The sequence below is a fragment of the Polaromonas sp. YR568 genome, assembly GCF_943369675.1.
GTDB lineage: Bacteria > Pseudomonadota > Gammaproteobacteria > Burkholderiales > Burkholderiaceae_C > Polaromonas.
Map to the genome: position 1 here is coordinate 26,285 of NZ_CALROB020000013.1, position 24,255 is coordinate 50,539.

The window sequence follows — 24,255 nt, forward strand, 5'->3', positions numbered from 1 at the left end:
GCGGCGTTTTCACAAGCCAACACCACACATGACCGATTTGTCCACCAGCCCAGCCGCCACACCGCAGCCCGTCGTCATCTACACCGACGGCGCATGTAAGGGTAATCCCGGCCCCGGCGGCTGGGGCGCGCTGCTGTCCCAGGGCGGGACCGAAAAAGAGCTGTTCGGCGGCGAGCTGGGCACCACCAACAACCGCATGGAAATGATGGCCGTCATCGAGGCGCTGACGGCGCTCAAGCGGCCCTGCAGCGTGACGCTCTACCTCGACAGCGAATACGTGCGCAAGGGCATCACCGAATGGATCCACGGCTGGAAGGCGCGCGGCTGGCGCACGGCGGCCAAGGCGCCGGTCAAGAACGTGGACCTGTGGCAGCGCCTGGACGCGCTGGTGAGCTCCAGCGGCCACAAGATCGACTGGCGCTGGGTCAAGGGCCATGCGGGCGACCCAGGCAATGAGCGCGCCGATGCGCTGGCCAACAAGGGCGTGGAACGCGCGCTGGGCAGGTTGTAACAAGCCGCCATGATCGGCGCCGCGGCGCCACCGAAAAAAGCACATAAGCACATGCGCAAAAAACCGCACCATAAGCGTACATAGCGTTTGCACCAATAGCGCCCGCCCGTAGGGCGAAAAGCGTTGTAAAGCGACTGCGCTTACCCCTTACCCTGGCCCCGAAAAGGGCGCTTGCGCCATGGTGTCCTGCTACATTGGAAGTTTGTATCTTTGTATAACAAGTTTTCCTCCCCATGGCATCAAAAGTAATCTATACAGCGGTCGCCGTAGCGGGCATTGCGGTCGCATCGGGCGCCGCCTGGTGGCTGCAGAAACCCAAGGCGCCGGGCAATGCCGCGGGGGCGTCAGCGCCGGCCGCCGGCAATGGCGCTGCAGCGGGAAAACCCATCACTGTTGAAGCCGCCAAGGTGGAAATCGCCAGGCTGTCGGACGACACCCAGGCCGTGGGAAGCTTGCGTTCGCGCCGCGGCGTGGTGTTGCGGCCCGAGGTCAGCGGGCGCATCACCCAGCTCAACTTCACCGACGGCCAGCGTGTGCGCAAAGGCCAGGTGCTGGTGCAGTTCGACGACCAGCTGCCGCGCGCCCAGGTGCAGCAAAGCCAGGCCGAGCTGTCGATTGCCCAGGCCAACCAGAAGCGCAACCAGGAGCTGGTGGCGCAGAACTTCATCAGCCAGCGCTCGCTCGACGAAAGCGCCGCCAACCTGCAGGTGGCCGAAGCCAAGCTGTCGCTGGCCAGGGCCACGGCGGCCCGCCTGAAAATCATCGCGCCTTTTGACGGCATGGTCGGCATACGGCAAGTCAACGTCGGCGACTACTTGAAAGACGGCGCGGACATCGTCAACGTCGAGGACATCGAAGCGATTTTTGTCGACTTCCGCCTGCCGGAACGTTTCCAGAACAAGATCAAGCGCGGCCAGACGGCGATGCTCGACATCGATGCCTTGCCCGGGCGCAAGTACAGCGCGCAAATCCAGGCCATAGACCCGCTGATCGACGCCAACGGCCGCTCCATCGGCATACGCGGCTGCATCGACAACCGCCAGCTGCAGTTGCGCCCCGGCATGTTCGCGCGCGTCAACACCGTGTTCGGCGTGCGCGAGAACGCCCGCGTGGTGCCCGAGGAGGCGATTGTTCCGCAAGGCGCGCGGCAGTTCGTCATCAAGCTGCTGGAAGGCCCGAACGCGCAGACCCGCACGACCAAGCGCGTGGAAGTGAAGGTCGGCCTGCGCAGCCCCGGCAAGGTCGAGATCCTTGAAGGCCTGGAAGCCGGCGATGTGGTGGTGGCCACGGGCCAGCAGCGCGTGCAGCGCGACGGCACGGTGGTGAGCATCGTCGACCTGGCCGCGAATGCTTCCACCCGCACAAGCAATGGAACGGGCAACGGCAAAGCGGCCGCTGCGCCGGTGTCACAAGCCGCCTCGGCAGCCGCCGCACCAGGCGCGCCGGAGGCCGCCACCGCTCCAGCGAAAACCGCCGTAGCCGTAGCGGCCCCTGCCGCCCAGCATGCGCCATTGACCGGTCCCAACCCCTGCGGCGTAGTGGTGTCCGAGGCCCGTGGCGCCTTGGTCCCGGTGCGCAGCGTGGCGCCCGCCGAACGCAGCCCGGCCGCCCCGCCGGCGCGCGACCCGACCTGAACGCGACGAGCCATAGCTTTCACACATCCCTATGCAACTCGCTGAAGTCTCCATACGCCGCCCGGTCTTCGCCACCGTGCTGTCGCTGCTGATCGTGCTGATAGGCGCGGTGAGTTTCAACCGCCTGACGGTGCGCGAGTACCCCAAGATCGACGAGCCCGTCGTGACTGTCAGCGTGCGCTACGTGGGCGCCTCCGCCGAGGTGATCGAATCGCAGGTCACCAAACCGCTGGAAGACTCGATCGCGGGCATCGACGGCGTGGACGTGATCACCTCCATCAGCCGCGCCGACCAGGCGCAGATCAGCGTGCGCTTCCGCCTCGAAAAGGACGCCGACTCGGCGGCAGCCGAGGTGCGCGACCGCACTTCGCGCGTGCGCAACCGCCTGCCGCAGGCGATTGAAGAGCCGGTGATCGCCAAGGTCGAGGCCGACGCCTTCCCGGTGATCCAGCTGGCTTTTTCCAGCGAGTCGATGACGCCGCTGCAGATCAACGACCTGGTCAACCGCATCGTCAAGCCGCGCCTGCAGACCGTGACCGGCGTGGCCGACGTGCGCATCTTCGGCGAGCGCAAATACGCCATGCGCGTCTGGCTGGATACCGACAAGCTGGCCGCCTACCGCCTCACCACGCAGGATGTGGAAGACGCGATACGCCGCAGCAACCTCGAGTTGCCGGCCGGCCGCATCGAGTCGCAGCAGCGCGAGTTCAGCGTGACGTCCCAGACCGACCTCGTGCGTCCCGGCCAGTTCGGCGAGATCGTGGTCAAGAACGTCAACGGCTTTTCGGTCAAGATACGCGACGTCGCGCGGGTGCAGGAAGGCGCGGCCGACGAACGCACGGCCGTGCGCCTGAACGGCCGCTCCGCGGTGGCGGTGGGCGTGATCCGCCAGGCGACGGCCAACCCGCTGGATTTGTCCAAAGGCGTGCGCGACGCCCTCCCCAAGCTGCAGGCCGACCTGCCGCCTGACATGCTGATCGACGTCGCCAACGACAACTCGGTGTTCATCGACCGCTCGGTGAAGAACGTCTACCGCACCATCGCCGAGGCCATCATCCTGGTGGCGCTGGTGATTTTTGTCTTCCTGCGCACCATGCGCGCCTCCATCATTCCCATCGTGACGATTCCGGTCAGCCTGATCGGCACCTTCGCCCTGATGGCGCTGGCGGGCTTCACCATCAACACGCTGACGCTGCTCGCGCTGGTGCTGGCCATCGGCCTGGTGGTGGACGACGCCATCGTGATGCTGGAGAACATCTTCCGCCACATCGAAGAGGGCATGGACCCTTTCTCGGCCGGCATCAAGGGCGCGCGCGAAATCGGCTTTGCCGTGATCACCATGACGGCCACGCTGGTGGCCGTGTACGCGCCGCTGGCCTTCACGCCGGGGCGCACCGGGCGGCTCTTTGTGGAATTCGCGCTGGCGCTGGCCGGCGCCGTGGTGGTGTCTGGCTTTGTGGCGCTCACGCTCACGCCCATGTTGTGCACGCAGTTGCTCAAGCACAACCCCAAGCCCAATCGTTTTGACCGCACCATGGAGACGGTGCTGACCGCCATCTCCGACCGCTACGGCAACCTGCTGCGCTGGATCGTCACCAAACGCTGGGAGCCTTCAGGCGCGACGCCGGGCTGGGGCCAGAAGGTCCGGGCGTTTGCCTTCCAGGCGCGCTGGATCGTGCTGGGCGTCATGCTGGCCAGCGCGGCCGCGATTGCGCTGATCTTCCCGACCATGAAGCAGGAACTCTCGCCGATTGAAGACCGCGGCGTGATCCTGGCCAACGTGACCGCGCCCGACGGCGCCACGCTGGACTACACCAACCGCTATGCCAAGGCACTCGAAAAAATCGGCGAGCCTTTCCCCGAGTTTGACCGCATCTTCGCCAACATCGGCAACCCCACCGTGGCCCAGGCCAGCGTGGTCTACCGCACCGTGGACTGGGACGAACGCAAGCGCACCACCATCGACATGGCGAAAGAGTTGCAGCCCAAGTTCAATGCGCTGCCCGGCGTCAACGTCTTCACCATCACGCCGCCCTCGCTAGGGCAGGGCTTTCGCGACCGGCCGCTGAATTTCGTGATCCAGACCTCCGACAGCTACCAGAACCTCAACGCCATCACGCGCCAGATGCTCGACGAGATCGCCAAGAACCCCGGCATCGTTTCGACCGACGTGGACCTGCGGCTCAACAAGCCAGAACTGCGCATCGAGGTCGAGCGCGACAAGGCCGCCGACCTGGGCGTGAGCGTCGAAGTGGTGGCCAAGGCGATCGAGACCCTGCTGGGCGGGCGCAACGTGACGCGCTACAAACGCGACGGCGAACAATACGACGTGATCGTGCAGACCCAGGCCAGCGGGCGCACCACGCCCGACGACATCGACCGCATCTACGTGCGCGGCCGCAACGACGCGATGATCCCGCTGTCGGCGCTGGTCAAGGTGCGTGAAAGCGTTTCGCCGCGCGAACTGAATCACTTCGGCCAGCGGCGCTCGGTGTCTTTCACCGCCAGTTTGTCCAGCGATTACTCGCTGGGCCAGGCGCTGCGCTTCATGGACGAAACCGCCGCCAAGATACTCAAGACCGGTTACAGCACGGACCTGAACGGCACCTCGCGCGAGTTCCGCAACTCGCAGGGCGCGCTGGCCATCGTCTTTGTGCTGGCGCTGCTGTTTATTTTCCTGGTGCTGGCGGCGCAGTTTGAAAGCTTTGTCGACCCGCTGGTGATCATGCTGTCGGTGCCGCTGTCCATGCTGGGGGCCTTGCTGGCGCTCAAGTGGACGGGCGGCTCGCTCAATGTGTATTCACAGATCGGGCTGATCACGCTGGTCGGCCTGATCACCAAACACGGCATTTTGATCGTCGAGTTCACCAACCAGTTGCGCGGCCAGGGCATGGAAATGATCGACGCCGTGGTCAAGGCCTCGTCGCAGCGCCTGCGTCCCATCATGATGACCACAGGCGCCATGGTGCTGGGCGCCTTGCCGCTGGCGCTGTCGCACGGGGCAGGCGCCGAAAGCCGCATGCAGATCGGCTGGGTCATCGTGGGCGGCATGTCGCTGGGCAGCGTGCTGGCCGTGTTCGTCGTGCCCACCATGTACACGCTGTTTGCGCGCAAGGCGATTCCGGGTGCGAACAAGGCGATAGCCAAGGAACAACCGGATGCGCATCATCTTGAGCATCCCGAGTACATAGCCAAATAAGCCCTCCGGCATATCACCTTTCCCGCTCGCCCTGAGGTAGCTAGGGGCCGGTGCGGCACAGGGCGCGGCTACCCTCAGCCCGAACGGCAAGAAACGAGATTTTTAATGCAAACGCCCTCTGAGGAGGGCGTTTTTTATGGGAGCGCCTGTTTTTGCAGGCTTGCTGGATCGCTTTACGGCAGGCGTGATTCGAGCTGGTGCAGTTCGGCCACGGTGTTGGCGTTGAAAAAGCTGTTGGTGCTGTCGCCGGGCCGGTCAAACGGCACGAGGGCGGTTTTGTGCCGGGCCGTCCAGTCGCCTATCTTGCGGCCGCCGGCGTGGGTGAAGCGCAGCAGGCTTTCGAGCATGTGGGTGCCCATCAGGCAAAACACCGGCTGCGGCCTGAGCTGGCCGTCTTCCTCGGGCGCGGCGGCCACGGCAAAGTCGGCGCCGTCCCGCACAAAGGCCTGGGCCAGGCGCTCGACAAGGTCTTCCGGGAACAACGGCGTGTCGCAAGGCACGGTGAGCAGGTAAGGGGTTTCGCAGCGCTCCAGGCCGGTGAGGAAGCCGGCCAGCGGGCCTGCGAATTCGCCCAGGCTGGTGCTGTCGGTCCAGACCGGCACGCCGAAGGCCTCGTAGGCTGCCAAGTTGCGGTTGGCGTTGATCATGACCTCGCCGACCTGCGGCGACAGACGCATCAGCGTGTGCAGGGCCAGCGGCACGCCGTTGAAGTTCTGCAGGCCCTTGTCGGCACCGCCCATGCGAGAGCCACGTCCGCCGGCCAGGATCACGCCGGTGATGCTTTCGGCGTGAATGGGAACGGGTGGACGAGTATTCTTCAAAGCAGAATCCTGGACAGACCAAACAGCCGCTTAAACCAGCCAGGGCCGCGGAACCGGCTTTGCCGGGCCGCAGGCGCAGCGGCCCCCTCGGGGGGCAGCGCATTACACGAAGTGAAAAGCGTGGGGGCCATATTTAGCCGCCTATGTAACTCATTTCGACGCGCTTGGCGCTGGTATCAGGAGGGCTTGTGTCTGCAGGCAGCGCGGCGCGCAGTTCCGAATAGCGGTCGTCGCGCCCCTGCCAGATATGGGCCACAGCTGCCGCGATCTGGTCGTCGTCATAGCCGCCGCGCAGCAGGGCGCGCAAATCCTGGCCCTGGCTGGCGAAGAGACACAGGAAGAGCTTGCCTTCGGTGGACAGCCGCGCCCGGTTGCAGTCGCCGCAAAAAGCCTGGGTCACGCTGCTGATCACGCCGATCTCGCCCGCGCCGTCGGCATAACGCCAGCGCTCGGCGGTTTCGCCGGTGTAGTTGGGGTTGACGGCGGTGAGCGGGAATTCGGCGTTCAGGCGCTCCACCACCTGGGCCGAGGGCAGGACTTCGTCCATGCGCCAGCCGTTGGTGGCGCCCACGTCCATGTATTCGATAAAGCGCAGCACCGCGCCGGTGTGGCGGAAATGCCGGGCCATGGGCAGGATTTCCGCGTCGTTGGTGCCGCGTTTGACCACCATGTTGACCTTGAGCGGCGAGAGGCCCACTTTTTGCGCCGCTTCAATGCCCTTGAGCACGTCGGCGACCGGGAAGTCCACATCGTTCATGCGGCGGAAGGTGGCGTCGTCCAGCGCGTCCAGGCTCACGGTGACGCGCTGCAGGCCGGCGTCCTTGAGCGACTGGGCTTTTTTGGCCAGCAGGGATGCGTTGGTGGTCAGCGTGATGTCCAGCGGCTTGCCCTGCGGCGTCTGCAGCTTGGCCAGCATTTCGATCAGCACCTCCAGGTGCTTGCGCAGCAGCGGTTCGCCGCCGGTCAGCCGGATTTTTTCGACCCCGTGCGCCACGAAGACCTTCGCCAGGCGGGCGATTTCCTCAAAACTGAGCAGTGAGGTCTGCGGCAGGAAGGCGTAGTCCTTGTCGAACACCTCGCGCGGCATGCAGTAGCTGCAGCGGAAGTTGCAGCGGTCGGTCACGCTGATGCGTAAATCCCGCAGCGGCCGGCCCCGCGTATCGCTCAAAAGGCCGGTAGGCGCCGCCAGCCGGGCAGGGATATGCGGCACGCGGCTGGCGTAGCGGATATCGGCGAGCGGAATTACCTTGTCTCTTGTCATCGTGGGGCCCTGAGGGCGAATTTACTCCATTGGGCCGCCCAAGGCGCCAAAAAAAGGCTTTGTCCCCAGGGCTTGGGCGTTATTGCGCCAGCCTCTGGGGCTCTCCTTCAAGCAGGGGCCGCGGAACCGGCTTTGCCGGGCCGCAGGCGCAGCGCCCCCTCGGGGGGCAGGGAGCTACACGAAGTGAGCGACCGTGGGGGCTATACACACCGGGCGCCGTCGACCTCTATGCAGACCCCGCTGATGAAATCGGCCTCGTCACTGGCCAGGTAAAGCGCCGCGTTCGCCACGTCCAGCGCCGTCGAAAACCGCCCCAGCGGGATGCTGGCGCGAAAGCGCGCCTTGCGCTCCTCGTCCAGCGGGCCGCCGGCGAATTCGGCGGACAGGCCGGTGTCAGGGTTGAACACCGGGTTGATGCAGTTCACGCGGATGTTGTCGGGGCCGAGTTCGGCCGCCAGCGACTTGGAGGTGGTTATGACGGCCCCCTTGGAGCCGTTGTACCAGGTCAGCCCCGGGCGCGGGCGCACGCCGGCCGTGGAGGCGATGTTGATGAAGCTGCCGCCGCCCAGGCTGCGGAACACCGGCGTGGCGTGGATGGTGGCCAGGTAAATGCTTTTGACGTTGATGGCGTAGCACTTGTCGAAATCGTCTTCGCTGACGTCGAGCGCGGGCTGGTTGCGGTGCGTCCAGCCGGCGTTGTTGACCATCACGTCGAGCCGGCCGTGGCGCTGCACGGCGGCGTCGATCAGGGCCTTGACCTCGGCGGACTTCGTCACGTCGGCCGCGAAGAAGGAGGCCGTGCCGCCGGCCTTGACGATGGCGGCCACGACTTTTTCGCCCAGCGCGACGTTGATGTCGTTGACGATGACCTTGGCGCCTTCAGCGGCGAGGCGCCGGGCAATGCCTTCACCGATGCCGCCTCCGGAGCCGGTCACGATGATGGATTTGTCTTTGACCCGCATGGGTTTGTCTCCAGGTTTTATGAATTTTTGAGAACTGATACGTGAGCTTATTACATCGCCGCCCCTGGGGCCGGGACATGATGCGGCGCTCAGCCGTGGCGGACCGCCACCGTCTTCAGCGTCGTGAAGCCGTACAGCGCTTCAAAGCCTTTTTCGCGCCCATAGCCCGAGGACTTCACGCCGCCGAAAGGCAGTTCCACGCCGCCGCCGGCGCCGTAGTTGTTGATGAAGACCTGGCCGCTCTTGACGCGTTTGGCCATGCGGAACTGGCGCGCGCCGTCGCGCGTCCAGATGCCGGCGACCAGCCCGAATTGCGTGGCGTTGGCGAGTTCCACGGCGTGGTTCTCGTCCTTGAAGCTCATGGCGCACAGCACCGGGCCGAAGACTTCTTCCTGGGCGAGGCGGTGCGTCACCGGCACGTCGCGCAGCAGCGTGGGGGCCTGGTAAAAGCCGGTGTCGGGCGCTTCGTCGACGATCTGGCCCTGGGCCACCATGGCGATGTTGGCAACCTGCGCATCGCTTAAAAAATCCCAGACGCGCTGCTGCTGGCTTTGCCGGATCAGCGGGCCCACGTCCAGATCCATGGCGGCGGGGCCGACGCGCAGGTTTTCAAAGGCATGGCCCAGGCGCTGGAGCAAGGGCTCGTAAATCGCCTGCTCCACCAGCAGGCGGGAGCCGGCCGAGCAGGTCTGGCCGGCGTTCTGCACGATGGCGTTGATGATGGCGGGGATCGCGGCGTCGAGGTCGGCGTCGGCAAAGACGATCTGCGGGCTTTTGCCCCCCAGCTCCAGCGTGACGGGGCAGTGGCGCTCGGCGGCCACCTGCTGAATGAGCGTGCCCACGCTGGGGCTGCCGGTGAAGCTGATGTGGTCTATGCCCTTGTGGCGCGCCAGCGCGTCGCCCACCTCATGGCCGTAGCCGGTCACGATGTTGATGGCGCCGGCCGGGAAGCCGACCTCGGCGGCGAGCTGCGCCACACGGATCAGGGACAGGCAGGCGTCCTCGGCCGGCTTGACCACGCAGACGTTGCCCGCGGCCAGTGCGCCGCCCACGCTGCGGCCGAATATCTGCATGGGGTAGTTCCAGGGGATCACGTGGCCGGTGACGCCGTGCGGCTCGCGCCAGGTCATCACGCTGTAGCCGTCCAGGTAGGGAATGGTGTCGCCGTGCAGCTTGTCGCAGGCGCCGGCGTAGAACTCGAAATAGCGCGCCAGGGCCACCGCGTCGGCGCGCGCCTGCCGGGTCGGCTTGCCGCAATCGCGTTGCTCCAGCAGCGCCAGCTCTTCGGCATGCTCGGCCACCTTGGCCGAGAGCCGCATCAGCAGGCGCCCGCGCTCGGCCGCGCTGAAGCGGCTCCAGACCAGGTCCAGGCATTCGCGCGCGCTGCGCACGGCGGTGTCGATGTCGTGCGCGTTGCTGCGCTGGATTTCGTCAAACACCTGGCCGTCAGATGGGTCGATGACGGGAATGGTTTTGCCGGAGACGGAGGGGAGGGAGGCGTTAGCGATGAAATTGAGCTGCATGCGTATGATTTTGCGCGAAAGTGAAGAAGCGCGCCTTGGCAAAGACCCGTGAAAAAGCCCGCCGGAGCGGGCTGTTGTTTTGAAGGGCGCGGGCTTCTTTATTTGGAAGCCGCCGGCGCTGGGGTGGCCGCCGTGTCGGGCGTGGACGCCGGGGCCATCATGGTGGGCGCGGCAGGCGTTGCGGCCGGCGCGCTGATGGCCGCCGGCGCCGCCATGGGCGCTGCCGGGGCCGCCGCGGCGTCGCCGCTGTGGAACTTCATCACCAGCGGAACGATGAGCAGCGCCACGATGTTGATGATCTTGATCAGCGGGTTCACGGCCGGGCCGGCGGTGTCCTTGTAGGGGTCGCCCACGGTGTCGCCGGTCACGGCGGCCTTGTGTGCCTCCGAGCCTTTGCCGCCATGGTTGCCGTCTTCAATGTATTTCTTGGCGTTGTCCCAGGCGCCGCCGCCGGTGCACATCGAGATGGCCACAAAGAGGCCGGTCACGATGGTGCCCATCAGCAGGCCGCCCAGGGCTTGGGGCCCAAGCGCCAGGCCGACCACGATGGGCACCACCACGGGCAGCAGCGAGGGAATCATCATTTCCTTGATGGCGGCCGTGGTCAGCATGTCGACCGCGGTGTCGTACTCGGGCTTGCCCGTGCCGTCCATGATGCCCTTGATGTCGCGGAACTGGCGGCGCACTTCGACCACCACGGCGCCGGCGGCACGGCCCACGGCCTCCATGGCCATGGCGCCGAACAGGTAGGGAATCAGGCCGCCTATGAAGAGGCCGACGATGACCTTGGGATTGCTCAGGTCGAAGCTGACCACGCTGCCGTAGGCTTCGAGCTTGTGCGTGTAGTCGGCAAACAGCACCAGCGCCGCCAGGCCGGCCGAGCCGATGGCATAACCCTTGGTCACGGCCTTGGTGGTGTTGCCCACGGCGTCCAGCGGGTCGGTGATGTCGCGCACGCTGCTGGGCAGCTCGGCCATTTCGGCGATGCCGCCGGCGTTGTCGGTGATGGGGCCGTAGGCGTCCAGTGCGACCACGATGCCGGCCATGCTGAGCATGGAAGTCGCCGCAATCGCGATGCCGTACAGGCCCGCGAGCCCGTAGGAGGTCAGGATGGCGATGCAGACAAAGATCACGGGCCAGGCGGTGGAGCGCATGGACACGCCCAGGCCGGCAATGATGTTGGTGCCGTGGCCGGTGGTCGATGCCTGCGCGATGTGCTGCACGGGCTTGTATTGCGTGCCGGTGTAGTACTCGGTGACCCAGCACAAGGCGCCGGTCAGGATCAGGCCGACCGCGCAGGCGCCGAACAGGCGCATCTGCGTGCCGGAGGCCATCACGGCGTCGTCAGGCATCAGCGCCTTGGTCACGAAATAAAACGCGATGAGCGACAGCACGCCGGCGATGGCCAGGCCTTTGTACAGCGCGGGCATCACGTTCGTCATGCCGGGCGAGGCCTTGACGAAGAAGCAGCCGATGATGGACGCGATGATGGAGACACCGCCCAGCGCCAGCGGATAGGCCACGGCGGTGGTGCCGGCATTGGCCAGCAACAGGGCGCCCAGCACCATGGTGGCGATCAGCGTGACCGCATAGGTTTCAAACAGGTCGGCCGCCATACCGGCGCAGTCGCCCACGTTGTCGCCGACGTTGTCGGCAATCACCGCCGGGTTGCGCGGGTCGTCTTCAGGGATGCCGGCTTCCACCTTGCCCACCAGGTCGGCGCCGACGTCGGCGCCCTTGGTGAAGATGCCGCCGCCCAGCCGGGCGAAGATGGAGATCAGCGAGGAGCCGAAGGCAAAGCCGATCAGCGGATTCAGCACGGCCGGCAGTTTGGCGTCCGCAGGAGCCGCACCGGCGAGAAACCAGTAAAAGCCGGTTACCCCCAACAGGCCCAAGCCCACGACCAGCATGCCGGTGATGGCGCCGCCGCGGAAGGCGACGTCCAGCGCGGGGCCAATGCCCTTGGTGGCGGCCTGTGCGGTGCGCACGTTGGCGCGCACCGAGACGTTCATGCCGATAAAGCCGCAGGCGCCCGAGAGCACCGCGCCGACCACGAAACCGGCGGCGGTCTTGACGTCAAGGAAGAGGCCTATGAGCACCGCGAGGATGACGCCGACGATGGCGATGGTTTTGTATTGCCGCGCGAGGTAGGCGGCGGCGCCGGTCTGGATGGCGGCTGCAATCTCCTGCATGCGCGCATTGCCTGCGTCCTGGGAAAGAATCCAGCTGCGTGCCCAGAAGCCGTACCCGACGGCGATCAGTCCGCAGACCAGCGCAAGAATGAGCGCCGAGTTGCCTGTCATAGCTGACATGTGAAATCTCCTACGTTGTTTTTCGCTTGGAGGGGGTGCCACGCTAGCGGTGCCCCCGCTGCGTTGCTTCCTCGTTGCCTGTGTCACGTATGGAGACAAGGTCGATTGGCCAACTCGCGAAATTTAACGCGAAAACGTGACAAGTTCGCGATGCGTCAGCCCTGAATCAGTAAAATGAGGGTAAATACCGAGCAGTCGGTAGCCATTGGTTATTACTTCAAGCGTTTGTCCATGCGGCCTGAAGTCTTCATTCATTTCCTTTCCTTTCATTTCTTTCCCTTCAACACAACCTCAAGCGACCATGTCCCTCGATAAAGTTTCTCCCGGTAAAAACGTTCCTGAATCTTTCAACGTGATCATCGAAATCCCGATGAACGCCGACCCGGTGAAGTACGAGGTGGACAAGGAGTCCGGCGCGATTTTCGTGGACCGCTTCATGAGCACCTCCATGCACTACCCGACCAACTACGGTTATGTGCCCAAGACCATCAGCGGCGACGGCGACCCGGTCGACGTGCTGGTGATCACGCCCGTGCCGCTGATCCCCGGCGTGGTGGTGACCTGCCGCGCCATCGGCATCCTGAAGATGGAAGACGAAGCCGGCGAAGACGGCAAAGTGCTGGCCGTGCCCATCGACAAGAAATGCTCGCTCTACACGCAGTGGCAAAAGCCTGAAGACATGAACCCGCTGCGCCTGAAAACCATCTCCCATTTCTTTGAGCACTACAAAGACCTGGAAGAAGGCAAGTGGGTCAAGGTGCTGGGCTGGGAAGGCCCGGACGCTGCCAAGAAAGAAATCACCGATGGCATCGCGAACTACGCCAAGCTCTGAGAACCTCGGGTTCGAATAAAAAAAGCGCCTGCAGGTTTTCCTGCAGGCGCTTTTTTTTTCGGCGGACGGAAAGGTTTTTACGTCGCTTGAGCCGGCGCAGGGTAGACCAGGCCGTGCAACCGTCCCTTGTCTTCGCGCGCAAAGGGTTTCCAGCCACCTTCAGGCTGGGCCAGCCTGTCGGCCACCGCCCACCAGGCGCTGGGGTTGACGCCCATGCCGATGTGGCTGGCCAGCACTTCGATGTTTTCGGTGTGCCGGTTGATGGCGCTGGGCGCCTGGATGCTGGCTTGCCAGGCCACCACGCCGTCGCTGCGCGAATAGATGCTGGTGGTCGGCACGGGCGGCGCGGCGGGCAGGTCGTAGTTTTCGGATTCACGCTCCACGCTGCGGCCGCTGGTGAGTTCGTAAATGCGCCAGGCATTCGTGGCCTTGTGCGAGCCCGCAAAGGGCGTTCCCAGCGTGATCACGCAGCGCACTTTGTCCGGCATTTCCTTGGCCAGTTCGCGCGCATACACACCGCCCAGGCTCCAGCCAATCAGGCTGACCTTGCGGCCTGTGGCATCAAAGGTGCGGCTGAGGCTGTCGCGGGCTTCCTCGAGCACACCGGCGCGCGGGCCGAAGTTGAAACCCTGTTCCCAGCCCCAGGGTTTGTAATTGAGCGACTGGATGTAGTGGCGCAGCGGCACGGTGGTGGCGTCGTTGGCCGACAGGCCCGGGAACACCATGACGGCATGGCCGTCACCACGCGGCGCGCGGGCCAGCAGCGGCCAGGCGGGCAGCAGGGCGCCGAATTCCCAGAACGCGCGCAACTCAAGCGCCAGCAGCCAGGCGCTGGGCGGAACATTGTGCCGGGACGGCTTTGAGGGGTCTTGGGGAGAGGCGGACGGATTTCGCTTGGATGACGGGCTTGCCATGGCGTGGGGCATTGGTTGTTTTTGGAGTTTTGACTCAAACAGTATGGAGCTGCTTGCGCTTGTTTACAGAGGGAGCCGCCTCTAACTTTGCGCGTTTCGCGGTGGATTTCGTCACGTTAGGGACAGCGGCCTTGCGGGTTTTTACCGGGGCGGCCTTTTTAGTGACCTTCTTCGCGGCGACTTTGGCTGTCTTTGCCGGTGTAGCCGCGGGTGCTGCCGGCGTCGCGCCGGCCATCAGCGTCTGTGCCTGCTTGAAGGCATCCTCGATCGACCTGGCCAGGTCTTTGGCATGCGGCAGCGCCTTCTTGTCGGCAATGATGCCGAAGTCCACATGGTCGGCGTAGGTCTGGATGGTAATGTTGAGCGCCAGGCCGTGCAGGATGATGGACAGCGGGTGGAAGGTCAGGAATTTTGCGCCGGCCAGGTAGAGCGGCACCGGTGGGCCCGGCACGTTGGAAATCGCGAGGTTGGCCACCATGGGCAGGCGGCTGGCCATGCCGCTTTTGCCGTAGGCATTGAGCGCCATCTTGGCGGCGCCGCCCACCAGCCAGGGCGCCAGCAGCGACGGGTAGTCGGTCGGCAACAGGCCTTTGAGGCTTTGCATGGAGATTTTCACCTTCGCGGTGGAGGCCATGATGGCGTTCATGCGCTTGAGTGGATGCGCCAGGTGTGTGCCCAGCTCGACCAGGCTCATGCTGACCTGGTTGCCCAGGTTGCTGGCATCGGTGGCGCCGGCTTCGCGCAGCGACACCGGCATGGCGGCCACCAGCGATTTTTTAGGCAGGCTGTGGTGCTGCGTGAGGTAGCTGCGCAGCGCGGTCGAGCAGATCCACAGCACCATGTCGTTGAACGAGCCTCCCACCGCCTTGCCCATGGCCTTGGTCTCGCCCAGCGGGATGGTGGCGGTGACGAAGACGCGGCCCGAGCCTATGCCGGCGTTGAAGGGCGTGGCTGGCGCCAGCTTCATGGGCATCTTGGCCGTGACGCCGCTGGCGGAGCTGCCCATGGACTGCCTGGCCAGCGTGCTGCCGACAGTGCTGGCCACGGCGGGCAGCGATTTGGCAACTTTCGCCAGCTGCCCCAGCGAACTGGAAAACACCGAGCCGATCATCTTGCCGAGCTTGAGGTCGGACTCCAGCTTGCGGCGCCGGTCCGGGTCGGGCGGCGCCACCTCGCGCGGCTGCGGGCTTAAATCCAGCATGGCGTTGGCCAGCATGACGCCGCCCTTGCCGTCCAGCGCGGCATGGTGGATCTTGGAGAAAAATCCCGCCACAATGCCGCCGCCCTGGGATTCGGGCAGCTTGATGCGGTCGAAGATATAAAACTCCCAGAGCGGGAAGTCGCGGTCTATGACTTCGCCGTGCAGTTGCGCGCAGAGCTTGTGCACTTCGGCCAGCGTCATGGGCGCCGCGCCTTTTTTTGCGGGGTCGGCGTGGCGGATGTGGAAGTCGATGTCGACCGAGTCGGCCTCCACCCACAGCGGGTGGCCCAAGTCCAGCGGCATGAAGACCAGCTTGCGGCTGAACACCGGCGCCAGGTGCATGCGTTTGGCGATGTGGGTTTTGACGGCCTTGTGAAAGCTGCCCTTGAAGCCCGCGGGCAGTTCACACAGGTTGAGCGAGCCCACGTGCATGGGCATCTCGGGGGTTTCCAGGTAGAGAAAGGTCGCGTCCAGGCCGGTCAGGGATTTCATGGTTGTTGTCTCCGTGGGAAGACCTTAACCGAGCGGGCGGGGCGGTGGCACTAGGGTTTGCCGTAGCCGCGCGTGTCGCGCCGGGCTCAGCGGGCGGCCGTGATCGCGTTCAGGCTTCGCAGTCGCCCAGCATGCCTTGTTCATCGTCGGTGAGCCCGGCGACAGGCGTGGCCTTGGCCAGCGCCATCCACACGCCCAGCGGCAGGGATTGCCGCGAGCGGCGCGGCGCGGCGCGAGCCACCACGAGACGCTGGCCCTCCATGACCATCACGCCGCATTCGCTAGGAACCTCATCGGCCGCGCCTATGGGCCGGCCCTTGGCATCGCAACCCAGCACGTACCAGCATTCGCCGCCCAGGTCGAGGTAGGCGGCGCGCTTTTCGGGGCGGCGCAGGTCGCCCAGCAAATCGGAACGGTGCACCTTGATCTCATGGACGATGGGGTCCACATATTCCTGCACCGTGGTGTTGCGGATGGAGAACACGTCGGGCCGCACCACACACCAGCGCGCCTTGCCGCCTTCGGCTTCCGGCGGCAACTGGGCGCGCAGCCCCAGGCCGCGCCAGGCGATACGGCCGGCGCGCACCATTTCGCAGGCGACCTGCTCGACCAGCGCTTCATGCTTGGACAGGGCGGAGCGGTTGCGCAGCAGCGTGGCCGCCAGGTAGGCGATGCCCGCGTCGGTCACGCGCAGGGTCTCATGGCCCGCCGGGCCGGCCACGCGCTGCAGCATGCCGGTGGCCAGGAGTTCGATCTCCAGCAGGTCCTGGCAGGGCCAGCCGGCGGAGCGGTAAATTTCACGCAGGCGGCGGGCGTGGGGACGGCCCAGCGGCGATGGGGTTCCAACGGCGCTGTCGTTGGCCGCAGTTGCGCCGGTTGCTGAAGGGCCCGGTAGCGGGATGGCGGCGTTGCTCATGGCGTCGATTATTGGCCCGCCCGGGGATTCAGATCGGAAGAATTTCGAAGCGGGCGTTGTCCAGGTTGTCGCCCAGCGGCCGCATTGCCGCCAGGATGGCGTCGGTTTCAGCGTTTTGCCACAGCGCAATGACCTGCTCCACGGCTTCGGAGGCCTCTTCGAGCGGCAAGCCTTCGGTCAGGGTTTGCGCCAGCATGTAAGCCTGCAGCGACGGCAGCACATATTCGGGCCCGCCGACGGCAAATTCAAGCGCCATGCGAAAGCGCAGTTCGGCGGCGCTGCGCTGTTCGTCGGTGAGGGAGGGGCATCCGACCAGGTTGACCTTGTATTGTCCCTGGAATGCATTGCTTGTGTTGCTCATGGGAACTTCCTTTGGGAGGATTTATAGCACCGCTCGCCGTCACGGCCCGATATTGGAGAAAAGACCCTGCGGCCCTGGCGGCGAGTGGGCCTGTTCAGGCCGAGGCGGCCGGCCCGGCGCGTCTGAACGGGTTGCGCCGCTCCAGCTCTTCCATATAACTTTCAATGTCGGCGCCTTCGCGTTCCAGAAAGCGTTCGACCGCATCCGCGAACGACGGATGCGCGAGCCAGTGGGCGCTCGTGGTTTTGACCGGCAGCAGCGCACGCGCCATCTTGTGCTCGCCCTGCGCACCGCCTTCAAAGCGCTGGTAGCCGTGTTCTATGCACCACTGCAGCGGTTGGTAGTAGCAGGCTTCGAAGTGCAGGCAGTCGACGCGGGCGAGGGCGCCCCAGTAGCGGCCGTAGGCGGTCAGCGTGGGCGCCCCGGCGCCCTCAGGGCCGCTCGCCGGCGCCGCGCTGACCGCGACCAGGCTGGCCGCGATCGGCTGGCGCTTTCCGCCGATGTCACCTTCAGCAATAAACAGCAGCCAGTTCTCCGGCATGGTGTCCTGCATGCGCTGGAAGAAGCCGCGGCTGAGGTAGGGCGCGTTGCCATGCTCGTAGTAGGTGCGCTCATAGCAGCGGTAAAAAAAGTCCCAGTCGGCCTGGCTGATGTCCTTGCCCAGCGACCAGCGGAAGCTGATGCCGGCTTCGTGCACCTTGCGGCGCTCCTGGCGGATTTTTTTGCGCTTTTCCTGGTTGAGCGAGGCGAGGAAATCGTCGAAGTCGCGGAACCTCCGGGTAGTGAAAGAAGAACGTTCCGCCGACAGGCCGCCCTTAGGCGGAACAGCCCCCTCGGGGGGCAGCGAGGACACGCTGGTGCCGAGCGTAGGGGCCACATTCTTCCAGTGGAACTGCACCGTATGGCGCAGCATAAGGCCGGCTTCTTCGCAGGCGGCCACGTCTTCGTCGGCCGTAAACAGCAGGTGCAGCGATGAGATCTTTTCCTGTTCGGACCAGGCGAGCAGCGCCTCTATCAGCAAGACCCGCTCAGCGGCGCTGCGCGCGAGCAACCGCGCTCCGGGCACGGGCGTGAAGGGCACGGCGGCCACGGCTTTGGGGTAGTAGTCCAGGCCGTGCTGTTGGTAAGCGTTGGCCCAGGCCCAGTCGAACACGTATTCGCCGTAAGAGTGGGCCTTGAGGTAGAGCGGACAGGCGCCGGCCAATGCGTCGCCCTGCCAGAGCGTGACGAAGCACGGCGTCCAGCCGGTGTCGGGCGTGGCACTGCCGCTTTGGTGCAGCGCGGCCAGGTATTCATGGCGCATGAAGGGGTTGGCGGCCTCGCCGGGGTTTTGCGCCGCCAGCAGGGCGTTCCACTGTTCCGCATTCACCTTCAGCGGCGAATCCAGCACGCGGATGACATAATCGTTTGAGTCTTTTTTCACGTGTTTTTCGGGGTTTTACTCTACATGCCACTCAAAATCTGCGTTGCCCAATTGAACTACTGTGTGGGCGACATGCCGGGCAATGCGCAAAAGATCATTGAGGCGGCCCGCACTGCTTACCAGGACGGCGTGCGGCTGGTGCTGACGCCCGAACTGGCAATTTGCGGTTACGCAGCCGAAGACCTGTTTTTACGTCCCTCTTTCATCCAGGCCTGTGATGATGCCGTGAATCAAGTGGCCCGCGAGTTGGCCGGGTTAAAAGGCCTGACGGTGGTGGTGGGCACGCCCACCCACGGCGACAACGGCAAGGGCTTGCGCACCAAAAGCGTGGAGGTGCAGCAGCGGCACAACGCGGCCAGGGTGCTGCGGGAAGGCCGCGTCATCGAAAGCTACGCCAAGCGCGAGCTGCCCAACTACCAGGTGTTCGACGAGCGCCGCTATTTCACGCCGGGGCAGGGCAGCTGCGTGTTCCAGGCCGGGGAGGGCGACGAGGCCATCAGCATTGGCCTTCTGATCTGCGAGGACGCCTGGTTTGAAGAGCCTGCGCGCCTGGCCAGGGAAGCGGGCGCCGAACTGCTGGTGGTGATCAATGCCTCGCCTTTCCACGTGGGCAAGGGCGGCGAGCGCGAGCAGATGATGCAAAGCCGCTGCCTGGCCACGGGGCTGCCGCTGATTTACGCGCACTTGGTCGGCGGGCAGGACGAAATCGTGTTTGAAGGGCGCTCCTTTGCGCTGCAGGCTGATGGCGTGCTGGCCGGCCGGGCCGAAAGCTTCAGGGAAAAACTGTTTGCCATCCGTGCGGAGCGCGCGCAGGACACTGTCACCTTGACCGCTGAGACGGCGCCCGAGCGCAGCCATGAAGCCGATTTGTGGGACGCGCTGGTGCTGGGCGTGCGCGACTACCTGGGCAAAAACGGTTTTCCGGGCGCCATCCTGGGCTTGTCGGGCGGCATCGATTCAGCGCTGGTGCTGGCGATCGCGGTGGATGCGCTGGGCGCGGACAAGGTGCGGGCGGTGATGATGCCTTCGCCCTACACGGCTGACATCTCCTGGAAAGATGCGCGCGAGATGGCCGAGCGCGTGAAAGTGCGTTACGACGAAATCTCCATCGTGCCCGAGTTCGAGGCCTTCAAGGCCTCGCTGGCCGGCGAGTTCAAGGGGCTGAAGGAAGACACGACCGAGGAAAACATCCAGGCGCGCATACGCGGGGTGTTTCTGATGGCGCTGTCCAACAAGTTCGGCTCCATCGTGCTGACCACCGGCAACAAGAGTGAAATGGCCACCGGCTACTGCACGCTTTACGGCGACATGGCGGGCGGTTTCGCGGTGATCAAGGACGTGCTCAAGACCTCGGTGTTTCGCCTGGCGCGCTGGCGCAACGCCAACGACCCGTATGGCACGGGCAGCAACCCGATTCCCGAGCGCATCATCACCCGGCCGCCCAGCGCCGAACTGCGCCCCGACCAGACCGACCAGGACAGCCTGCCGCCTTATGAGGTGCTCGATGCCATCCTGTCTCGCTACATGGAAAACGACGAAAGCGCCGAAGGCATCATCGCCGCGGGCTTTGAACGCGCGGTGGTCGAGCGCGTGGCGCGCCTGATCCGCATCAACGAATACAAGCGGCGGCAGGCACCGGTGGGCATCAGGGTCACCCACAGGAGCTTTGGCAAGGATTGGCGCTATCCTATTACCAGTAAATTCAGGCAGTGAATAGGGCCCCCACGCTTTTCACTTCGTGTAATGCGCTGCCCCCCGAGGGGGCCGCTGCGCCTGCGGCCCGGCAAAGCCGGTTCCGCGGCCCCTGCTGGGTTTGAGCGGGGCCATCCTCAGCTTTTTGACGAGATTTAAAACCAACGCCAACGGAGATATTCAGTGAAACAAATTACCGCCGTCCTCAAGCCTTTCAAACTCGAAGAAGTCCGCGAGGCCTTGGCCGAATGCGGCGTGACCGGGTTGACCGTCACTGAAGTCAAGGGTTTCGGCCGCCAGAAGGGCCATACCGAGCTGTACCGCGGCGCCGAGTATGTGGTCGACTTCCTGCCCAAGGTCAAGGTCGAGGTCGTGGTGAAAACCGAGGACGTGGAGCGCTGTGTCGATGCCATCGTCCGCGCCGCGCGCACCGGCAAGATCGGCGACGGCAAGATTTTCATCACCAGCGTGGAGCGTGTGGTGCGCATCCGTACGGGTGAGGAAGACGAAGCGGCGGTCTGACTAGCCCCCACGGTCGCTCACTTCGTGTAGCTCCCTGCCCCCCGAGGGGGCCGCTGCGCCTGCGGCCCGGCAAAGCCGGTTCCGCGGTCCCTGCTGGTGAGGGAGACGTCAGCGCGCAGATTGCCCTAGATTTGGTCGAGGCGAGTGGCGGCGGGTGTCATGCCCGCCGATTGCACCAGGGCCTCGAGCAGCGATTCCGCGTCGGTGCCGGTGCGAATCAGGTCCATCAGCCAGTCGTTCATGAAGCCGGCCTTCACCGACGCGTCCAGGAAGGCCAGCAGGCTGTCGTAGTAGCCGCCCATATTGAGCAGGCCGACGGGCTTGTCGTGGTAACCCAGCTGGCGCCAGGTCCAGACTTCAAAGAATTCTTCCAGCGTGCCTATGCCGCCCGGCAGGGCCAGGAATGCGTCGGCATGTTCGGCCATCAGGCGTTTGCGCTCGTGCATGTTTTCGACGATGTGCAGTTCGGTGCAGCCGGTATGGGCCCATTCCTTTTCAACCAGCGCCTTGGGGATCACGCCCACGACACGCGCGCCTGCCGCCAGCGCCGCGTCGGCCAGGATGCCCATCAGGCCGTTGCGGCCGCCACCGTAGACCAGTTGCCCGCCGTGGGTGCCTATCCAGGTGCCGACGAGTGCGGCAATGGCGGCGAATTCAGGCTGGGTGCCGGTGCGCGAACCGCAATAAACGCAAAGGGAGAAGGCGGGTTTGGAGATGTCGGTCAGTTCGGTGCTGTTGTGGTTCATGCTGCGAATCGCTGAAAGAGGGCCATCGCCCAGGTGCCCGCGCACAACAGCAGGCTGAGCAGGACGGCGGCGCTGCCCATGTCCTTGGCACGCTTGGAAAGGTCGTGCCATTCGGGACCGATGCGGTCTATGGCGGTTTCGATGCCGGTGTTGAGCAGCTCCACGATCATGATGAGGATGACCGTGCCGGCGAGCAGCACGGTTTCCACCCAGTTGCGTCCCAGCCAGAAGGCGGCGGGCAGCAGCACGATGGAGGCGACGGCTTCCTGGCGAAACGCGGTCTCGTGCCAGCCCGCGCGCAGGCCGGCGATGGAGTAGCCGGTGGCGTGCCAGACGCGGCTCAGGCCTTTGCGGTTTTTTTGGGGATTGACCGTCTCGTCGGCGGACACTTGGGAGGCGGGGGCGGAAAGCGGGACTTGTTCGGGCATGGGGCGATTGTCGCGCAGCTTTATGGCATGTTGACGTTATGCACCCGCGCCTGCGCTGTCTTTGTTTTTGCGGCGCCGTGGTTTTTCAGGCGCCACCCAGGTGATCAGCCGGGTCCCTGCCCAGGCGTCGTGCCAGAACTGCTTTTGCGGATGAAAACGCGCCAGGATCGCCCAGATGGCCACCCACCCCAACGCCAGGACGGCGCCTTCGCGCCCTGGCAGTGCCAGCAGCCAGCTGGCGGCCAGCGGCGGCAGGAACCACAGCCAGCTCAGCACATAGCGCAGCAGTGCGCGTTTTTGGGTGATGGGCGCGCCGTGGACGTCGACGACACGGATGTTCCAGGTTTTCATGGCCAGCGTCTGCCCCTTGGCCCAGAACCAGACGAAGTAGATGCCGAAGATCACAAAGACAAAAGCCTGCAGCGCGTGGCGATTGTCCAGCGCGTTGCGGGTCTGGCTCAGCGTGCTGAAAAGGTATCCTGCCAGGAAGACCACGCCGAACATCAGCATGCCTTCGTACATCCAGCAAGCCATGCGCCTGGGGATGGACGGTGTTGAGGGGGTATCAATCGCTGTCAAATGGTGCTCTCAATGCTCGCTGGCAGGGGATTGCCGGAGCGGCCAATAAATCCGGCCGGCGTGCCCGCTGGCGGTGTCTCAACGCTGGGGCGTTGCGCCTGGGCCGCCGCTGACAGGGCCACTGGCAGGCAATGCTGCGGGCGTGGCGGCTGCCGCCGGGGCGGAAGCATTGATTTTAGGCGCAGGTTTGCTGGCGGCTTTGGCCGGATGCGGTGGAACCGCTGCCAGTTTCTGGGGCGCCACCGGTTTGACGGCGGTTGCCGCCCCGACAGGCTTGGGGCTGGCCTTGGCCGCCAGCTTTTGCTTTTCTTCGGGACTGAGGGCCTGGTAGGTCTGCCATTTGGCCTTTTTCTCTTCAGGCGTCAGCTGCTTGGAGAGTTCTTTGGTCCTGGCGAAATTCAGCCGTGCCTGGGCGCGCTGCTGGGGACTCAGGGTGACCCATTCGTTCATGCGGCTGTGCAGGTTGGCCTTCCCTTCGGGCGTGAGCGAGGGGTAATTCTTGGAAATTTCCAGCCACTTGCGCTTTTGCGGTTCGCTGATGGTGGTGTTCCAGCCCGAGGCAAGGGGCGCGAGCGCCTGCTGTTGCATGGGAGTAAGTTCAGCCCACAGAGGTTTGGATGGGGCGGTTTTTGCGGCTGCGGCGGATGGTTTGGCCGCTGTGGGTGCGCTGGCCGTGGCCGCAGGCTTGGCCGCCTGGGCAAAACTGAAGACGGGCAAGGCCAGCGATGCAGCCATCAAAAGCCCGAACGACAGCCATTGCAGCTTCAACCGGATTGAAGGCTCAAGAGGCGAGGGGAGGCGTCGGACGTCAGCTGGGCGGGTCATTGGACCGTGGGGGCTTGGCGTGTCACTTTGAGGTACTGGACAAAACCAGGGTCGGCGAAGGCTGCCGGCGGCAATTCGTCAGTGAGCAACGCCACATCGACTTCGGCCAATTCCTGGGCGCGGTTGTCGTTCTGGATAGAGTTGATGGCCAGCAGGCCCACCACCAGTGCGACCAGGGGCAGAACCGAGCCAATCCGTGCCCACCAGCTCAGGCCGTCGTCGGAGCCCCAGCTGAGGGCAGCACTGCTGCCGTTGCCCACGATGCTGTCGGCGGTTTGGGTTTTTGCCACTTTGCGGCTGGACACGGCCTGGAAGCGCGCGGCGCGCAGGCGTTCGGAAATATCGTAGGGGAGGTCGGCCGCGCCTGCGGACAGGTAGGAGGCGGTTTTCAGGCCAAAACGGTCCTGCAGGATATCGGCTCTTTTTTGTAATGAATTGGTCATAGTTTTATACCTTTGGCACTCAGGGCTTTGCTGAGGGCGTGAACCGCGCGTGAACAGTGGGTTTTGACACTACCCTCCGAGCAGCCCATGGCGGCTGCTGTTTCAGCGACGTCCATTTCCTCCCAGTAACGCATCAGAAAGGCTTCCCGTTGACGGCCCGGCAATTCCTTTACCTGCAGTTCGATCTCATGCAATATCTGAGCCCGTTCCGTGGCATCTTGCGCGCTCTCCGTACCCTCTGAGTTGGTCAGGGTCTCTAAAGTTTCCAGCAGATCGAAATCTCCGTCTTCCCCGGGCGATTCGAAGTCGCTCATGTTGGAGAAAAGCGCGTTGCGGGTCTTGCGGCGGCGAAACCAGTCCAGCGTGGTGTTGGCCAGGATGCGCTGGAACAGCATGGGCAACTCCGCGACCGGTTTGTCGCCGTAGTGCTGCGCCAGCTTCATCATGCTGTCCTGAACGATATCGAGGGCGGCTTCCTCGTCCCGCACGTGGTAAATGCTGCGCTTGAAAGCCCGTTTTTCAACGTTTTTCAGGAAATCCGAGAGTTCTTGTTCAGTTGCCAACGGTGTGGGGTCCGGTTCGTCCAGCGCTGTAGAGGGCGGCCCGCGGTCGTTGCAGGTCCATGCCGGTCAGCATGTAGCCCTAAAGGATACAGCTG

Annotated in this window: 22 protein-coding genes; 6 read left to right on the forward strand and 16 right to left on the reverse strand. The window is 64.6% G+C overall.

Translation table 11 applies throughout. The features are described 5' to 3' along the window. Positions 1–28 precede the first annotated feature (28 nt). The 3 genes from rnhA to ACLV8F_RS08985 all read left to right on the forward strand — a co-directional run bounded on the left by rnhA (position 29) and on the right by ACLV8F_RS08985 (position 5,344). Positions 29–511 (forward strand): ribonuclease HI, encoded by a 483-nt coding sequence (gene rnhA / locus ACLV8F_RS08975; RefSeq protein WP_411880307.1) that lies wholly within the window; start codon positions 29–31, stop codon positions 509–511. A gap of 233 nt (positions 512–744) precedes the next feature. Further along, positions 745–2,145 carry an efflux RND transporter periplasmic adaptor subunit gene (locus tag ACLV8F_RS08980; protein ID WP_411883887.1) on the forward strand — a complete coding sequence of 467 codons (1,401 nt, stop codon included), beginning with the start codon at positions 745–747 and terminating at the stop codon, positions 2,143–2,145. A gap of 31 nt (positions 2,146–2,176) precedes the next feature. Beyond that, positions 2,177–5,344, forward strand: coding sequence for an efflux RND transporter permease subunit (locus ACLV8F_RS08985; protein ID WP_411883888.1), 3,168 nt, complete (start codon positions 2,177–2,179; stop codon positions 5,342–5,344). A gap of 173 nt (positions 5,345–5,517) precedes the next feature. On the opposite strand, the gene mobA is transcribed toward ACLV8F_RS08985, so the two are convergent. The 5 genes from mobA to ACLV8F_RS09010 form a co-directional block, all read right to left on the reverse strand. Then, positions 5,518–6,165, reverse strand: coding sequence for a molybdenum cofactor guanylyltransferase MobA (gene mobA / locus ACLV8F_RS08990; protein ID WP_411883889.1), 648 nt, complete (start codon positions 6,163–6,165; stop codon positions 5,518–5,520). Between the two features lie 133 nt (positions 6,166–6,298). After that, positions 6,299–7,426 (reverse strand): GTP 3',8-cyclase MoaA, encoded by a 1,128-nt coding sequence (moaA, locus tag ACLV8F_RS08995; RefSeq protein ID WP_411883890.1) that lies wholly within the window; start codon positions 7,424–7,426, stop codon positions 6,299–6,301. 200 nt (positions 7,427–7,626) lie between these two features. Then, complete coding sequence (locus ACLV8F_RS09000; protein ID WP_411883891.1) at positions 7,627–8,388, reverse strand: SDR family oxidoreductase; 762 nt, start codon at positions 8,386–8,388, stop codon at positions 7,627–7,629. 89 nt (positions 8,389–8,477) lie between these two features. Next, entirely contained in the window at positions 8,478–9,911 is a 1,434-nt protein-coding gene (locus ACLV8F_RS09005) for an aldehyde dehydrogenase family protein (protein ID WP_411883892.1), read from the reverse strand. A gap of 98 nt (positions 9,912–10,009) precedes the next feature. Continuing rightward, positions 10,010–12,214 (reverse strand): sodium-translocating pyrophosphatase, encoded by a 2,205-nt coding sequence (locus ACLV8F_RS09010; protein ID WP_411883965.1) that lies wholly within the window; start codon positions 12,212–12,214, stop codon positions 10,010–10,012. Positions 12,215–12,524: 310 nt separating this feature from the next. On the opposite strand from ACLV8F_RS09010, the gene ppa reads away from it, so the two are divergent. Next, positions 12,525–13,055: an inorganic diphosphatase gene (gene ppa, locus ACLV8F_RS09015; protein ID WP_411880315.1), complete on the forward strand. Its 531-nt coding sequence runs from the start codon at positions 12,525–12,527 to the stop codon at positions 13,053–13,055. Positions 13,056–13,132: 77 nt separating this feature from the next. Here the strand turns inward: ppa and ACLV8F_RS09020 are convergent, their stop codons facing one another. From ACLV8F_RS09020 to ACLV8F_RS09040, 5 genes are all read right to left on the reverse strand, one after another. Then, a complete protein-coding gene (locus ACLV8F_RS09020) occupies positions 13,133–13,969 on the reverse strand; it encodes an alpha/beta hydrolase (protein WP_411883893.1) in 837 nt (278 codons plus the stop codon). A 34-nt stretch (positions 13,970–14,003) separates the two neighbouring features. Then, positions 14,004–15,662: a wax ester/triacylglycerol synthase family O-acyltransferase gene (locus ACLV8F_RS09025; RefSeq protein ID WP_411883894.1), complete on the reverse strand. Its 1,659-nt coding sequence runs from the start codon at positions 15,660–15,662 to the stop codon at positions 14,004–14,006. A gap of 109 nt (positions 15,663–15,771) precedes the next feature. Next, positions 15,772–16,578, reverse strand: a complete 807-nt coding sequence (locus ACLV8F_RS09030) for a hypothetical protein (protein WP_411883895.1) — start codon at positions 16,576–16,578, stop codon at positions 15,772–15,774. Between the two features lie 28 nt (positions 16,579–16,606). Then, positions 16,607–16,939 carry a hypothetical protein gene (locus ACLV8F_RS09035; RefSeq protein ID WP_411883896.1) on the reverse strand — a complete coding sequence of 111 codons (333 nt, stop codon included), beginning with the start codon at positions 16,937–16,939 and terminating at the stop codon, positions 16,607–16,609. 94 nt (positions 16,940–17,033) lie between these two features. Continuing rightward, positions 17,034–18,362: a GNAT family N-acetyltransferase gene (locus tag ACLV8F_RS09040; protein ID WP_411883897.1), complete on the reverse strand. Its 1,329-nt coding sequence runs from the start codon at positions 18,360–18,362 to the stop codon at positions 17,034–17,036. Between the two features lie 24 nt (positions 18,363–18,386). Between ACLV8F_RS09040 and ACLV8F_RS09045 the strand changes: the two genes are divergently transcribed. Both ACLV8F_RS09045 and ACLV8F_RS09050 read left to right on the forward strand, forming a co-directional pair. After that, the gene (locus ACLV8F_RS09045; protein WP_411883898.1) at positions 18,387–20,075 is read left to right on the forward strand and encodes an NAD+ synthase; all 1,689 of its coding nucleotides are present in this window, start codon (positions 18,387–18,389) and stop codon (positions 20,073–20,075) included. Positions 20,076–20,237: 162 nt separating this feature from the next. Then, positions 20,238–20,576 (forward strand): P-II family nitrogen regulator, encoded by a 339-nt coding sequence (locus ACLV8F_RS09050; protein WP_007869659.1) that lies wholly within the window; start codon positions 20,238–20,240, stop codon positions 20,574–20,576. Positions 20,577–20,701: 125 nt separating this feature from the next. Here ACLV8F_RS09050 and ACLV8F_RS09055 read toward each other — a convergent pair whose 3' ends face one another. The 6 genes from ACLV8F_RS09055 to ACLV8F_RS09080 all read right to left on the reverse strand — a co-directional run bounded on the left by ACLV8F_RS09055 (position 20,702) and on the right by ACLV8F_RS09080 (position 24,160). Continuing rightward, positions 20,702–21,322 carry a TIGR00730 family Rossman fold protein gene (locus tag ACLV8F_RS09055; RefSeq protein ID WP_411883899.1) on the reverse strand — a complete coding sequence of 207 codons (621 nt, stop codon included), beginning with the start codon at positions 21,320–21,322 and terminating at the stop codon, positions 20,702–20,704. Next, complete coding sequence (locus ACLV8F_RS09060; RefSeq protein ID WP_411883900.1) at positions 21,319–21,750, reverse strand: diacylglycerol kinase; 432 nt, start codon at positions 21,748–21,750, stop codon at positions 21,319–21,321. Before ACLV8F_RS09060 ends, ACLV8F_RS09055 begins: the two co-directional genes overlap by 4 nt. A 36-nt stretch (positions 21,751–21,786) precedes the next feature. Beyond that, positions 21,787–22,329: an RDD family protein gene (locus ACLV8F_RS09065; protein ID WP_411883901.1), complete on the reverse strand. Its 543-nt coding sequence runs from the start codon at positions 22,327–22,329 to the stop codon at positions 21,787–21,789. A gap of 78 nt (positions 22,330–22,407) precedes the next feature. After that, positions 22,408–23,154, reverse strand: a complete 747-nt coding sequence (locus ACLV8F_RS09070; protein WP_411883902.1) for a DUF3106 domain-containing protein — start codon at positions 23,152–23,154, stop codon at positions 22,408–22,410. Further along, positions 23,151–23,597, reverse strand: coding sequence for a DUF3619 family protein (locus ACLV8F_RS09075; protein ID WP_411883903.1), 447 nt, complete (start codon positions 23,595–23,597; stop codon positions 23,151–23,153). Before ACLV8F_RS09075 ends, ACLV8F_RS09070 begins: the two co-directional genes overlap by 4 nt. Further along, on the reverse strand, positions 23,594–24,160 hold the full coding sequence (locus ACLV8F_RS09080; RefSeq protein WP_411883904.1) for an RNA polymerase sigma factor: 567 nt from the start codon (positions 24,158–24,160) through the stop codon (positions 23,594–23,596). The genes ACLV8F_RS09075 and ACLV8F_RS09080 overlap by 4 nt, the downstream gene beginning before the upstream one ends. Between the last annotated feature and the right edge of the window lie 95 nt (positions 24,161–24,255).

What these genes read in the sequence shown, in the direction of transcription:
- ACLV8F_RS09060 (WP_411883900.1), bottom strand. Translation starts at nt 21,750, where the DNA reads ATGCCCGAACAAGTCCCGCTTTCCGCCCCCGCCTCCCAAGTGTCCGCC.
- ACLV8F_RS09075 (WP_411883903.1), bottom strand. Translation starts at nt 23,597, where the DNA reads ATGACCAATTCATTACAAAAAAGAGCCGATATCCTGCAGGACCGTTTT.
- ACLV8F_RS08985 (WP_411883888.1), top strand. Translation starts at nt 2,177, where the DNA reads ATGCAACTCGCTGAAGTCTCCATACGCCGCCCGGTCTTCGCCACCGTG.
- moaA (WP_411883890.1), bottom strand. Translation starts at nt 7,426, where the DNA reads ATGACAAGAGACAAGGTAATTCCGCTCGCCGATATCCGCTACGCCAGC.
- ACLV8F_RS09030 (WP_411883895.1), bottom strand. Translation starts at nt 16,578, where the DNA reads ATGAGCAACGCCGCCATCCCGCTACCGGGCCCTTCAGCAACCGGCGCA.
- ACLV8F_RS09020 (WP_411883893.1), bottom strand. Translation starts at nt 13,969, where the DNA reads ATGGCAAGCCCGTCATCCAAGCGAAATCCGTCCGCCTCTCCCCAAGAC.
- ACLV8F_RS09010 (WP_411883965.1), bottom strand. Translation starts at nt 12,214, where the DNA reads ATGACAGGCAACTCGGCGCTCATTCTTGCGCTGGTCTGCGGACTGATC.
- ACLV8F_RS09000 (WP_411883891.1), bottom strand. Translation starts at nt 8,388, where the DNA reads ATGCGGGTCAAAGACAAATCCATCATCGTGACCGGCTCCGGAGGCGGC.
- ACLV8F_RS08980 (WP_411883887.1), top strand. Translation starts at nt 745, where the DNA reads ATGGCATCAAAAGTAATCTATACAGCGGTCGCCGTAGCGGGCATTGCG.
- ACLV8F_RS09045 (WP_411883898.1), top strand. Translation starts at nt 18,387, where the DNA reads ATGCCACTCAAAATCTGCGTTGCCCAATTGAACTACTGTGTGGGCGAC.
- ACLV8F_RS09025 (WP_411883894.1), bottom strand. Translation starts at nt 15,662, where the DNA reads ATGAAATCCCTGACCGGCCTGGACGCGACCTTTCTCTACCTGGAAACC.
- ACLV8F_RS09005 (WP_411883892.1), bottom strand. Translation starts at nt 9,911, where the DNA reads ATGCAGCTCAATTTCATCGCTAACGCCTCCCTCCCCTCCGTCTCCGGC.
- ppa (WP_411880315.1), top strand. Translation starts at nt 12,525, where the DNA reads ATGTCCCTCGATAAAGTTTCTCCCGGTAAAAACGTTCCTGAATCTTTC.
- ACLV8F_RS09055 (WP_411883899.1), bottom strand. Translation starts at nt 21,322, where the DNA reads ATGAACCACAACAGCACCGAACTGACCGACATCTCCAAACCCGCCTTC.
- rnhA (WP_411880307.1), top strand. Translation starts at nt 29, where the DNA reads ATGACCGATTTGTCCACCAGCCCAGCCGCCACACCGCAGCCCGTCGTC.
- ACLV8F_RS09035 (WP_411883896.1), bottom strand. Translation starts at nt 16,939, where the DNA reads ATGAGCAACACAAGCAATGCATTCCAGGGACAATACAAGGTCAACCTG.
- ACLV8F_RS09070 (WP_411883902.1), bottom strand. Translation starts at nt 23,154, where the DNA reads ATGACCCGCCCAGCTGACGTCCGACGCCTCCCCTCGCCTCTTGAGCCT.